The 12,763-nt window shown below is 33.5% G+C and carries 11 protein-coding genes; 9 read left to right on the forward strand and 2 right to left on the reverse strand.

Annotated features, from left to right (window positions below; genetic code table 11):
• Positions 1 to 130: 130 nt before the first annotated feature.
• A complete protein-coding gene (locus VKY47_RS14380; RefSeq protein WP_324313543.1) occupies positions 131 to 1,768 on the forward strand; it encodes an ABC-F family ATP-binding cassette domain-containing protein in 1,638 nt (545 codons plus the stop codon).
• 13 nt (positions 1,769 to 1,781) lie between these two features.
• On the opposite strand, the gene VKY47_RS14385 is transcribed toward VKY47_RS14380, so the two are convergent.
• On the reverse strand, positions 1,782 to 2,018 hold the full coding sequence (locus VKY47_RS14385; RefSeq protein WP_324313544.1) for a hypothetical protein: 237 nt from the start codon (positions 2,016 to 2,018) through the stop codon (positions 1,782 to 1,784).
• Positions 2,019 to 2,024: 6 nt separating this feature from the next.
• A complete protein-coding gene (locus tag VKY47_RS14390) occupies positions 2,025 to 2,465 on the reverse strand; it encodes an SRPBCC family protein (protein WP_324313545.1) in 441 nt (146 codons plus the stop codon).
• A 285-nt stretch (positions 2,466 to 2,750) separates the two neighbouring features.
• Between VKY47_RS14390 and VKY47_RS14395 the strand changes: the two genes are divergently transcribed.
• The 8 genes from VKY47_RS14395 to VKY47_RS14430 all read left to right on the forward strand — a co-directional run bounded on the left by VKY47_RS14395 (position 2,751) and on the right by VKY47_RS14430 (position 12,258).
• Positions 2,751 to 4,700, forward strand: coding sequence for a peptidylprolyl isomerase (locus VKY47_RS14395; protein ID WP_324313546.1), 1,950 nt, complete (start codon positions 2,751 to 2,753; stop codon positions 4,698 to 4,700).
• 3 nt (positions 4,701 to 4,703) lie between these two features.
• On the forward strand, positions 4,704 to 5,564 hold the full coding sequence (locus VKY47_RS14400; protein WP_324313547.1) for a peptidyl-prolyl cis-trans isomerase: 861 nt from the start codon (positions 4,704 to 4,706) through the stop codon (positions 5,562 to 5,564).
• On the forward strand, positions 5,527 to 6,981 hold the full coding sequence (locus VKY47_RS14405; protein ID WP_414731237.1) for a peptidylprolyl isomerase: 1,455 nt from the start codon (positions 5,527 to 5,529) through the stop codon (positions 6,979 to 6,981). Before VKY47_RS14400 ends, VKY47_RS14405 begins: the two co-directional genes overlap by 38 nt.
• Positions 6,982 to 6,983: 2 nt before the next feature.
• Positions 6,984 to 7,937, forward strand: a complete 954-nt coding sequence (locus tag VKY47_RS14410; protein ID WP_324313550.1) for an AAA family ATPase — start codon at positions 6,984 to 6,986, stop codon at positions 7,935 to 7,937.
• A 290-nt stretch (positions 7,938 to 8,227) separates the two neighbouring features.
• Positions 8,228 to 10,492: an aconitate hydratase gene (locus VKY47_RS14415; RefSeq protein ID WP_324313551.1), complete on the forward strand. Its 2,265-nt coding sequence runs from the start codon at positions 8,228 to 8,230 to the stop codon at positions 10,490 to 10,492.
• 92 nt (positions 10,493 to 10,584) lie between these two features.
• Positions 10,585 to 11,148 carry a TlpA family protein disulfide reductase gene (locus tag VKY47_RS14420; protein WP_324313552.1) on the forward strand — a complete coding sequence of 188 codons (564 nt, stop codon included), beginning with the start codon at positions 10,585 to 10,587 and terminating at the stop codon, positions 11,146 to 11,148.
• Between the two features lie 120 nt (positions 11,149 to 11,268).
• Positions 11,269 to 11,637, forward strand: coding sequence for a hypothetical protein (locus tag VKY47_RS14425; protein ID WP_324313554.1), 369 nt, complete (start codon positions 11,269 to 11,271; stop codon positions 11,635 to 11,637).
• Positions 11,638 to 11,688: 51 nt separating this feature from the next.
• Positions 11,689 to 12,258: a M23 family metallopeptidase gene (locus VKY47_RS14430; protein WP_324313555.1), complete on the forward strand. Its 570-nt coding sequence runs from the start codon at positions 11,689 to 11,691 to the stop codon at positions 12,256 to 12,258.
• Positions 12,259 to 12,763 lie beyond the last annotated feature (505 nt).

The following is a 12,763-nucleotide window of genomic DNA, read 5'->3' on the forward strand; positions in this document are numbered from 1 at the left end:
TTCTTATAACTTAAACTGAAAACTTGTTTTTTGTTTTTATTCAATTTCCTTTGAAAATAATTCTTCATTTTTAATTCTGAATTTCAAATTTCTTTTCCATAATTTTGCGCTCTTAAAAAATACACAGTCAATGATTTCAATAGATGGTTTAGCAGTAGAGTTTAGTGGTCATACGTTATTTAAAGATGTTTCTTTTGTTATAAACGAAAATGATAAAATAGCTTTAATGGGGAAGAATGGTGCAGGAAAATCTACCATGATGAAAATTATTGCTGGAGAGCAAAAGGCGTCTCGTGGACATGTTAGATGTCCTAAAGATGCTATTATTGCTTATTTACCACAACATCTATTTACCGAAGATAATTGTACTGTTTTTGAAGAAGCATCCAAAGCCTTCAAGCATATTTTTGAAATGCGAAACGAGATGGACCAGCTTAATAAAGCATTGGAAACTAGAACAGATTACGAATCTGACGAGTACATGTCAATTATTGAAAAAGTATCGGATTTAGGCGAAAAATTTTATGCGCTTGAAGATGTTAATTACGATGCCGAAGTAGAAAAAGCATTAGGAGGTTTAGGTTTTAAGCGTGAAGATTTTCAGCGCTTAACAAGTGAATTTAGCGGCGGTTGGCGAATGAGAATTGAATTGGCGAAAATATTACTTCAAAAACCCGATTTAATCCTGTTGGATGAGCCTACCAACCACATTGATATTGAGTCTGTTATTTGGTTAGAGGATTTTTTAATTAATAAAGCCAAAGCTGTTGTGGTTATTTCGCATGACAGGGCGTTTATAGATAATATTACCAATAGAACCATAGAAGTAACTATGGGACGTATTTACGATTATAAGGCTAATTATTCTCATTATTTACAATTGCGAGAAGAAAGACGAGCAAGCCAAGTAAAAGCATATCAAGAACAACAAAAGTTTATAGCAGATAACATGACGTTTATCGAACGTTTTAAAGGCACTTACTCAAAAACAAATCAAGTGAGCTCTAGAGAGCGTATGCTGGAGAAATTGGAGATTATTGAAATAGATGAGATAGATTCTTCTTCTTTAAAATTAAGGTTTCCACCATCTCAGCGTTCTGGAGATTATCCAGTAACTGTTCAGGATTTATCCAAATCCTATGGAGATCATGTGGTTTTTAAAAATGCCAATATGTCTATTTCTAGAGGAGAAAAAGTGTCTTTTGTGGGACGAAACGGTGAAGGTAAATCGACCATGATTAAAGCCATTATGGGAGAAATTGATTTTCAAGGAAAATGCAGTTTGGGACATAATGTGAAAGTGGGATATTTTGCCCAAAACCAAGCGTCTTTACTGGACGAAAGCTTAACTGTTTTTCAAACGGTAGATGAAGTTGCAGAAGGAGATGTAAGAACACAAATTAAAAATATTTTAGGTCGTTTTATGTTTGGTGGAGACGATATCGATAAAAAAGTAAGTGTTTTATCGGGAGGTGAAAAAACCAGATTAGCCATGGTAAAATTGCTTTTGGAGCCAGTTAACCTACTTATTCTGGATGAGCCAACAAACCATTTGGACCTAAAATCCAAAGACGTTTTAAAAGAAGCTTTATTGGCTTTTGATGGCACATTAATTTTAGTTTCCCATGACAGGGATTTTCTACAAGGCTTATCTCAAAAAGTCTTTGAGTTTAAGGACCAACGAGTTATTGAGCACTTTGAAACAATTGATGCCTTTTTAGAAAGAAACAGAATAGAAAGCTTGAAGCAAATGGATTTGAAGAGCTAAATTTCCGAATTAGTTATTCTGTATAAACTACACCTCGATGGGGTTTTAATGCATCTCTCACCGGTTTCATATGGTCTTCAAAAACCACCATATAAGCAATGGCGTGCATTTCGCTCAAAATCTGGAATCCTGTAATATTCAATTCTAGATTTTTAATAACAATGTATTCTTTTAAATGTATTTCGTGATGTTCGGCAGTTTTCGCAGAATTAGGACCTGTAAAATCCCATATTAATTTAAGCTTTCTCATGTGTTGTTAAAGTTCTTTTTCGGCAAAATCCTTAAAATCTTGCATGTATTGTTTGGTTTGTTTTTTAAAAGTTCTGGGCATTAAAATAAGCATCATCCGCATCTTAAAACTCATAGGAAGAAATTCATTTATTGCAACCCATTTTGTATGTAATTCGGGTGTTTCTTCAAAATAATTTTCTTGAATATTTTGCATCTCCTTTGTATCGTACATCACATGGAACTCGTATGAATCCTGCTTATGGATAACGGTTTCGATAAGTTCCAACTTCCGTTTTCCCGTTTTATAAACCAATTTCATTTTAGAACCTACGTCTCCTGGATATCCAGAAATAACATCATAGCTTATAAAATCCCGTTGCCAGTATTTCAAGTTTTCAGGATTTTGTAATTTTTTTACAAAATCGCTTAAAGGAGTACGGATTAATATTTCTGTGGTGAATTTCATCTATTTATTCGAACGTAGTTTGTTGAGAATGAAAAAGTTAAAAAAGCTGTATGTTTTGAATCATAAAAGAAAACTAGTTTCAATTGTCAATTTATTTAAGGATTTGATGTTTGATACACCCTGTTTTTATTGAAAAATTTATTAAATATAAGCATAAAACAATTTAAAAGCTTAAAAACGATTATATTTTAGGACACTAAAAAACTTTCTAAACCGTTTGTTAATGCACCTTGCATTATAGCTTAATATTATTACTTTTGCACTTGTATAAAAAAATAAACAAACATGATTAAATATTTTTTACGCATTGTTTTTTCTTTGTGTTTTTTCACTATTTACGCACAAGATTCAAATGATTCCGTTTTGTTTTCTGTTGAAAACGATCCAGTTTACACATCAGAATTTATTAGGGTTTTTAATAAAAACATCGATTTGGTAAAAGATGAATCGCAAAAGGATGTGGACGAATATCTAAAGTTGTTTGTAAACTATAAGCTTAAACTTAAAGAAGCCCAAAACTTGGGTCTAGACAAAAAAACATCTTATATTAGAGAGTTAGCTAGTTATAAATCTCAGTTGGCAAGTAACTACATGACAGACTCTAAAGTTACTGACGAACTTGTTGAAGAAGCTTATGACCGGATGATAAATGAAATTGAAGCTCAGCATATTTTAATTCGTTTAGATGAAAACCCAACTCCTTCCGATACTTTAAAAGCCTATAACCAATTATTGAAATTAAGAGATAGACTAGAAAACGAAGGATTTGAGGCTGTTAAAAATGAGGTACATGACGGCAAAACTGTTTTTGCTGAAGATTTAGGCTATTTTTCTGCCTTTAAAATGGTTTACGATTTTGAAACAGCGGCGTACAATACTCCAGTAGGACAAGTGTCCATGCCATTTAAAACTCGTTTTGGTTATCACATTGTGATGGTTACAGATAAAAGAGTTTCTAGAGGTGAGCGCACAGTGGCGCACATTATGATTAACAATCAAAATAAAGAAAATTCTCAAGGAGATCCAAAAACAAGGATTAACGAAATTTATTTAAAATTGCAACAAGGTGAAGATTTTGAGTCTTTAGCAAAACAATTTTCTGAAGACCAAAGTACCGCTAGTAAAGGAGGATTGCTTTCTCCATTTTCTGGAGGGCAATTAAGCGCTATAGAGTTTGAGAATGAAGCTTTTAGTATAGAAAAGGTTGGAGATATATCTAAACCTTTTGAAACTCAATACGGTTGGCATATTATAAAATTATACGCTAAAAAACCTGTAGAACCTTTCGATAAGGCAAAAACAGAACTAGGAGAAAAAGTAAAAAGAGATTCGCGATCAAAATTAATCAATCAATCGGTACTGAATAGTTTAAAGGAGCAATATCAAGTATCTAGCAAACAACCGGATTTAAGCTATTTCGCTTCTATTTTAAACGACAGTTATTTTGAAGGAAACTGGATGCTGCCTCAAGATTTCAAGACAGATAAAACATTGATTAATATTCAAGACAAACCAATAAGTTATAACGATTTTGGAATGTTTTTAGAAAAAAATCAACGTCGTCAATTACCAAAAACTTCTTTTGAAATTTTGGTTTCCAATACCTATAACAGCTTCTTGGAACAACAATTGTTACAATATAAAGAAGAGCACTTGGAGTTTGAAAACCAGGATTTCGCGAATATTGTAGGAGAATACAGGGATGGTTTATTATTGTTCGATTTAATGGAAACCGAAATTTGGAATGCAGCTAAAAACGATTCAACAGGGTTGAGCCAATATTACAACAGCAATAAGGAGTCTTATTACTGGAATCAAAGAGCAGATGCCATGGTGGCATCTTCGGCTAAAAAGGCGGTGATAAAAAAGGTTCAAAAATTAATGCGTAAAAATGAAACGCCAGACCAAATTAAAGCTGCGCTTAATTCAGAGAATGAAATAGAAGTTATTTTCACTTCTGGAATTATGGATAAACAGCATCAATCCTTGCCAGAAGATTTTCAGTTTAAAACAGGTGTTTCAGATATCTACAAATTTAACGATTCCTATATAATTGCCAACGTAAAAGAGGTTTTGCCTAAATCATTAAAAACGTTTGATGAGGCCAAAGGAGCTGTAATAAGCGATTTTCAGAATTACAAAGAAGCCAACTGGATTTTAGGATTGGAAAATAAGTATACGGTAACCGTTTGTCCAGAAGTTCTGGAGCAAGTAAAAAAAGAATTAAATAAGTAACCCTTGAAATTAAAAACCAATATAATATTACTATGCCTTTTTGCCTTGCTTTTTGTGTCGTGCGATTTCTTTAAGGAAACAGACAATAGAAAGGCGGTGGCAAGAGTAAACGATACTTATTTATACGAAGAAGATATACAGGAAATTTTAAAAGAAGGGATGTCTAAACAAGACAGCGCCGTGGTTGTAGGTAATTTTATTAACCGTTGGGCAACACAGCAATTACTTCTAAGTGGCGCCAAACTTAATTTAACCGAAGCAAAACAACAAGCTTTTGATAAATTTGCTAGAGATTATAAAAACGATTTATATTCTAAAGCGTATATGGAAGCTTTGGTAGCCAAAAATATAGATACAGTAATTAGTCAAAACGAAATAGAGGCGTACTACAACGAAAACAAACAAGTTTTTATATTAAACGAAGATTTAATTAAGCTTAGATATGTTAATGTTGACCAAAATCGATTGGATATTAAAGATCTTGAAACTAAATTTAAACGGTTTAACGAAGCAGATAAAAAGGAGCTTGATTCCATATCCATTCAGTTTAAATCCTTTTCGTTAAAAGACTCGGTTTGGGTGAAAGTAGATCAAGTAATAGGTAAAATACCACCATTTACAAGTGAAAATAGAAACGAATTGTTAAAAAAATCTAATTTTATACAACTCAAAGATTCATTAGGATTATATTTGGTGCATATTAACGATGTATTACTTAGAAATAGTACAGCACCATTGGAATATGTTAAGCCAACAATCGACAAGATTGTGATTAATAAAAGAAAATTAGAACTCGTAAGGGAATTAGAAAAAGACATTAAAAAAGATGCTATTAAACATAAGAAATTTGAAATCTATAACTAAATTAAATCAGTACCTACTTATTTGTTTGACCATTTTGGCAACTCAAATTGTTTCAGCCCAAATAATTATTGAAGACGAAGTAAGCGAAGTAAAGGCTGTAAAAACCGATACTATCGACAGATCGAATTCCAGAAAAATTGATGGCGTTGCTGCTGTTGTAGGAGATTATATCATCTTGGATTCAGATATAGACAACACCATTCTTCAGCTAAAAGCTCAAGGTGCTTCTATGGAAGGTGTTACCAGATGTCAATTATTCGGAAAATTGCTTGAGGACAAACTATATGCACATCACGCCATTCAGGACAGTGTTTTTGTTTCAGATACCGAAATTCGTGCTGCAGTAGATTACCAGTTACAACAATTTTTAGATCAATCTGGTAAATCTATGGATGAGCTAATTGCTTTTTATAATAAAGCAGATGAAAAAAGCTTTAGAGAAGAAATGTTCGAAATTAACAAAAGCAACAAGTTGGCAAGCGAAATGCAGAAGAAAATTATAGCTGATGTTGAAGTCACTCCAGAAGAAGTTAGACAGTTCTTTAATAAAATTCCAGTAGACGAAAGACCTACTTTTGGAACCGAATTAAAAGTATTGCAAATTGTTATAGAGCCAGAAGTATCTGAAGAAAATAAACAAAAAGTAATCGATCGTTTAAATCAATTTAGAACAGATGTTGTAGAAAATGGAGCTAGTTTCCGTTCTAAAGTAGTTTTATATACAGATGATAAGGCATCCGTTCCAACTGGAGGTTTATATACTTTAAACAGAAAAAAGCCTATGATGGTTAAGGAGTTTAGAGAAGTAGCCTTTACATTGCAAGAAGGTGAGATTTCTGAACCTTTTGAAACAGATTATGGATGGCATATTATTTATCTAGAAAAAATTAGAGGACAAGAATACGATGTGCGTCATATCTTATTAATTCCAGATGTGTCTCAAAGTGCTATTGAAGCCGCAAAAACAAAAATGGAACACGTTAGAGAACGTATTGTTTCGGGTGATATTTCATTTGAAGAGGCCGCAAGAGAATCTAGTGACGAAAAAGAAACCCGTAGTGAAGGAGGATATTTAATAAATCCAGCAACCCAAGATTATAATTTTGAACTTACAAAAATGGATCCAGAATTATATGGACAAATCCAGAGTTTAAAGGATGATGAAGTAAGTTTGGTTATTACCGAAAGAGGAAGAACTGGAGATATTAAATTTAAAATAATGAAGGTTACGGATCGAGTGGATGAGCATGTGGCAGAGTTCTCTAGAGATTATCTTAAAATTAAGAATTTAGCTTTAATTGAAAAACGATTTAAAGCTATTGAAAAATGGCAAGATGCTAAAATCTTGGAAACTTATATTAAAGTTAATGGGGAACACAGAGATTGCGATTTTTCTAGTAACTGGTTAAAAAAATAAACATGTCCGACGTAGCTAAAGTAGAAGCATTAGTTAAAAATTATCATACCTTAAAATCAGAGATTGCCAAAGTAATTGTTGGTCAGGATCAAGTGGTGAGTCAGATTTTAATCTCTATTTTTTCTGGTGGCCACGCTTTGCTTATTGGAGTTCCTGGATTGGCAAAAACCTTAATGGTAAATACCATTGCACAAACCTTAGGACTCGATTTTAAACGCATCCAATTTACACCCGATTTAATGCCAAGTGATATTCTTGGAAGTGAAATCCTGGACGAAAACAGACATTTTAAATTTATAAAAGGGCCTATTTTCGCAAATATTATTTTAGCAGACGAAATAAACCGTACACCTCCAAAAACTCAGGCAGCTTTATTGGAAGCCATGCAGGAACGTTCAGTTACTGTTGCAGGTCATAATTATAAATTAGATTTGCCTTATTTTGTTTTAGCAACGCAAAACCCCATAGAACAAGAAGGAACGTACCCATTGCCAGAAGCACAATTAGACCGTTTTATGTTTGCCATTAATTTGGATTATCCAAGTTTTGAAGAAGAAGTCCAAGTGGTGAAAGCCACTACTACAGATGTTCAAGCAACAGTAAATTCGTTATTTTCAGCTCAAGAAATAATAGATATCCAACAGGTTATTCGTAGAATTCCAGTGGCCGATAATGTTGTTGAATACGCTGTAAGAATGGTTGCTAAAACCAGACCAAATGATCCGTCAGCACCAGAATTGGTTAAAAACTATATCGATTGGGGTGCAGGTCCAAGAGCCTCACAAAACTTAATCCTGGCAGCAAAAACACATGCAGCCATTAACGGGAAATTTTCTCCAGACATTGAAAATGTTCAAGCCGTAGCTGAAAGTATTCTTAGACATAGAATCATTAAAAATTACAAGGCCGAAGCCGAAGGCATTACGGAAGAACATATTATTAAGAGTTTGTTTTAATTTACCAGTAATTTTTTTCAGCTTTTTCATTAAATTAAGATAGAACATAAAAGATTTGACAAATTCTTTGGGTATTTAAATCCTATTTTTTGTTAATTTATTGTTTTAAGCAATGCTATTTTACGATATCTTTATTTTTAAGCTGGTAATTTTCTCTTTAATTAAATTATATTTAGTTATTCTTTCATTCTATTACATATTTTTAAAACTCCTTAAAAATTCGTAATTTTGCATTCCCAGACGAAGCTGGAAAACATTCAAAAAAATAATATTAATAACAAACAATACTTATGGCTTTCGATATAGACATGATTAAAAAAGTGTATGGTACAATGGCAGAGCGTGTAGATGCTGCTCGTAAAATTGTTGGAAAACCACTAACACTTTCAGAAAAGATTTTATATGCACATCTTTGGGACGGGACACCAACCAAGGCTTTTGTACGTGGAAAAGATTATGTGGATTTTGCTCCAGATAGAATTGCTTTACAAGATGCTACAGCACAAATGGCATTGTTGCAATTTATGCAAGCAGGAAAAAGCAAAGTGGCTGTACCAACAACTACTCATTGCGATCACTTGATACAAGCGAAACAAGGTGCTGTACCAGATTTAATGCGCGCGAACGAAGCAAGTAGTGAGGTATTTGAATTTTTGGCGTCTGTATCCGATAAATATGGTATTGGTTTTTGGAAACCAGGAGCAGGTATTATCCATCAAGTTGTTTTAGAAAATTATGCATTTCCAGGTGGTATGATGATTGGTACTGATTCGCATACTGTAAATGCAGGTGGATTAGGAATGGTAGCTATTGGAGTAGGAGGAGCAGATGCTGTAGATGTGATGGCCGGAATGGCTTGGGAACTTAAATTCCCTAAATTAATTGGAGTTAAATTAACAGGTAACATCAATGGTTGGACTTCAGCAAAAGATGTTATTTTAAAAGTAGCTGGAATTCTAACGGTTAAAGGTGGAACTGGAGCTATTGTAGAATATTTTGGCCCTGGAGCTAAAAACTTATCATGTACAGGAAAGGGAACCATTTGTAACATGGGTGCCGAAATTGGAGCAACAACATCAACTTTTGGTTACGACGATTCTATGGAACGTTATTTACGTGCTACAGATAGAGACGATGTTGCCGATGAAGCTAACAAAATACGCGAATATTTAACAGGAGATGATGAAGTTTATGCAAATCCTGAAACGTACTTCGATCAAGTTATTGAAATCGATTTAAATACTTTACGTCCACATTTAAACGGACCTTTTACACCAGATTTGGCTACGCCAGTTGGAGAATTAGGACCTAAAGCTAGAGAAAATGGCTGGCCACTTAAAGTAGATTGGGGTCTTATTGGTTCTTGTACAAACTCTTCTTATGAAGATTTAACCAGAGCGGCTTCTATTGCAAAACAAGCCGTAGATAAAAAGATTATATCGAAATCTGATTTTGGTATCAATCCAGGTTCAGAACAAATCCGTTATACAGCTGAACGTGATGGCATTTTAAAAATATTCGAAGATTTAAATGCCACAATCTTTACAAATGCTTGTGGCCCTTGTATTGGGCAATGGGATAGAAGTGATAGAAAAGGCGATGAGAAAAATACTATTGTTCATTCTTTCAACAGAAACTTCTCGAAACGTGCCGATGGAAATCCAAATACGCACGCTTTTGTAGGTTCTCCAGAAATGGTTGCAGCAATCGCTATTTCAGGGAGATTGGATTTCGACCCGATGAACGATTATTTGATTAATGAAGATGGAGAAAAGGTGAAATTAGAAGAGCCAAGAGGTATTGAATTGCCACCATTGGGATTTGCAGTGGAAGATTCTGGATATGTAGAGCCTGTAAAAGATGGTAGTAGCATAGAGATTTCTGTAAACCCAACTTCAGAGCGTTTACAGTTATTAACACCTTTCCAACCTATTGGAAACTCTATTACAGGAGCGAAATTATTAATAAAAGCTTTTGGAAAATGTACTACAGACCATATTTCTATGGCTGGACCATGGTTGCGTTTTAGAGGACATTTAGATAATATTTCTAATAATATGTTAATTGGAGCTATAAATGCTTACAACCAGAAAACCAACTTTGTAAAAAACCAGTTAACTGGCGATTATGCAGGTGTTCCAGATGTAGCAAGAGACTATAAAGCAAAAGGAATTTATTCTGTGGTAGTTGGAGATCATAATTATGGTGAAGGTTCTTCTAGAGAACATGCTGCCATGGAACCAAGACATTTGGGTGTGGCTGCTGTAATTGTTAAGTCGTTTGCACGTATACATGAAACAAACCTTAAAAAACAAGGGATGTTAGGTCTAACTTTTTCCAAAGAATCGGATTACGATTTAATCCAGGAGGACGATATCATTAATTTCCTTGATTTAAATGAATTAGCACCAGACAAGCCTCTTAATATAGAATTCGTTCATAAGGATGGCTCTAAAGATGTAATTAAGGTGAACCATACGTATAATCAAGCTCAAATTGATTGGTACAACGAAGGTTCTGCGCTTAACTTGATTAAAAGGCAAAACGCTTCTTAATTAAGAAAGTAATTTTTTTAAAAAACTCCTGAAACGCTTCAGGAGTTTTTTGTTTATGTAAGTATCTAATAAAAATCTCGTCTATTATCTTTATGAAAAAGCCTAAATTTAGTATCAGTAATATCGTATTTGTTGTGTTGATTGCCTTGTTGATCTTTCCTCAAACCAGAACGCCCATTCAGGTGTTTTTAAATAAAGGTTTGGCGCTGTTCGGTCCATCTGTAGTAAAAAAGGAAAAACGAGCCCAGCTAACAGATTACAATTGGATTTTAACCAATGATTCTGGTGAAACCTTTGATTTTAATGAAGCTAAAGGAAAAGTGGTGCTAATTAATTTTTGGGCTACTTGGTGTCCACCTTGTATTGCCGAAATGCCAAGTTTAGATGAGCTGTATAAAACCTATAAAGTGGATGTTGTTTTTCTTTTTGTTTCTAATGAAGATCCCAAAACCATTTCCAACTTTTTAAACAAGCACAATTATAGTTTTAAAGCACATATGCCAAAAACAGCAGCTCCAGAAGCTTTTGAGGTAGGTGCCATTCCAAGAACCTTCGTAATAGATAAAAACGGACAAATTGTTATAGATAAAACTGGAGCAGCCAATTGGAATAGCGATGGGGTAAGAAAGCAATTGGACATATTAGTCAATCAATAACTCTTCCATTAGCAAAAGATTTTTTTTTGTAATTATTTAAGTGGTTTACGGTTAACCGTAAGTTTCATGCTAAATTTCTATTTATCTTCAAAAATTATTGGATACTAAATTTAAACTAAAATGAAAAATACGATTTTTATCATCGCCTTATTGGTGTCATCAATTTCTTTCTCTCAAAACTTAAAAGCTACCACCGAAGAGGGTAAGTCTGTAATATTAAAAACAGATAATACTTGGTCTTATACTGATGGAGCTGAAACAAAAGAAGAAGGCTGTAATCTTGGGAAAGACTTTAAACAATCCAAAGTAAACAATGGACTTCTTAAACATGTCATGGTAGATACAAATAGTAATGCCGATGAAATTATATTTATGAAATCAAATACAAGTCTAGGTGGTGGCAATTGGTTGCTTTGCGTAAAAGGTAAACAAATGTCTTATAAGAGAGTTGGTTCTGTATTTATGAAATCGGGAGACAATCCTTTTTAATTAATTTTAAAACGATTGTAACCTACTGCTTGCTGTTGTAATTTTAAATAAATGAGAAAACTCCTGTTACTTTTATTAGCCATTCCAATTATATCTTGTAATTCAAGATTAAAAAAGGATGCCGAAACAATAATTGAAAATTTTAATAAAGATTTCATAACAGATGGTTTTGATTTTCCTGTAGGCAAGCCAAATGCGAAAAATTACTATAATGCTCAAGGTTTTGGAAAAAACGCTCATTTAGGTGATGATTGGAATGGAAATGGAGGCGGAAATACAGATTTAGGAGACCCAATATATTCTATTGCAAATGGCTACGTAATCTCCGCTAAAGATATTAGAGGCGGTTGGGGTAATGTTATTAGAATAACACATGTTTTAAGCAATGGAGAAATTTACGAATCTATTTATGCTCACTGTAATGAAATATTTGTTAAAAAAGGGGATTACTTATTAAAAGGTGATGAAATTGGCTCTATAGGCACTGCTAATGGTCAGTATTTGGCACATTTACATTTGGAACTGAGAGATCAAGTAGGACTTCCAATTGGAGGAGGATATTCAAAAGATACAACAGGATATTTAAACCCAACAACATTCATTAAAAATCATCGATATTAAATTAAAATTTAATTATGTTTTATAATTTTCATACAATGTAATTATGTAGTACGGACTTCCCCTCTTTCAATTCTAGCTTCTTGTTTTATACGTTATAATTTTTTAAAAGTGAAGGACTTACGGTTAGCCGTAATATATATCTAGTTTTTATTTGTTAATTGTTTTCTCCTGCTCATCTTCAGATTATGGCAGTTCAGATAGTTCCCCTTATAGCCCTTCTTCATGGATTCAGGGCGCTTGGGGCATTGCTGCAAGTGATTATTCGCCTGAATACCCCATACATAAATTTACATCAAACAACGTTTGTAATATCTAACAAGCCACTACCGTTTGTTGGAAGGAACAAATAGAACAATATCCTGATCAATTTTCCAGCTCGGATTCTACTACTGATACTACTTATGAAGCAAGATTTATCCAGAATGGAATAACGATAGCTATTAAATTTAGAAAAATATCTGCTACTAAAATTTTATGGATTGAAAATGGAACGTTAGATGCACAG

The sequence above is a fragment of the Xanthomarina sp. genome (genome assembly GCF_035306705.1).
Classification (GTDB): Bacteria; Bacteroidota; Bacteroidia; order Flavobacteriales; family Flavobacteriaceae; genus Xanthomarina.

Bases quoted from the DNA above. Each gene is read 5' to 3' on its own strand.
- VKY47_RS14390 (WP_324313545.1), bottom strand. From the start codon at position 2,465: ATGAAATTCACCACAGAAATATTAATCCGTACTCCTTTAAGCGATTTT.
- VKY47_RS14410 (WP_324313550.1), top strand. From the start codon at position 6,984: ATGTCCGACGTAGCTAAAGTAGAAGCATTAGTTAAAAATTATCATACC.
- VKY47_RS14395 (WP_324313546.1), top strand. From the start codon at position 2,751: ATGATTAAATATTTTTTACGCATTGTTTTTTCTTTGTGTTTTTTCACT.
- VKY47_RS14430 (WP_324313555.1), top strand. From the start codon at position 11,689: ATGAGAAAACTCCTGTTACTTTTATTAGCCATTCCAATTATATCTTGT.
- VKY47_RS14405 (WP_414731237.1), top strand. From the start codon at position 5,527: ATGCTATTAAACATAAGAAATTTGAAATCTATAACTAAATTAAATCAG.
- VKY47_RS14420 (WP_324313552.1), top strand. From the start codon at position 10,585: ATGAAAAAGCCTAAATTTAGTATCAGTAATATCGTATTTGTTGTGTTG.
- VKY47_RS14425 (WP_324313554.1), top strand. From the start codon at position 11,269: ATGAAAAATACGATTTTTATCATCGCCTTATTGGTGTCATCAATTTCT.
- VKY47_RS14380 (WP_324313543.1), top strand. From the start codon at position 131: ATGATTTCAATAGATGGTTTAGCAGTAGAGTTTAGTGGTCATACGTTA.
- VKY47_RS14415 (WP_324313551.1), top strand. From the start codon at position 8,228: ATGGCTTTCGATATAGACATGATTAAAAAAGTGTATGGTACAATGGCA.
- VKY47_RS14385 (WP_324313544.1), bottom strand. From the start codon at position 2,018: ATGAGAAAGCTTAAATTAATATGGGATTTTACAGGTCCTAATTCTGCG.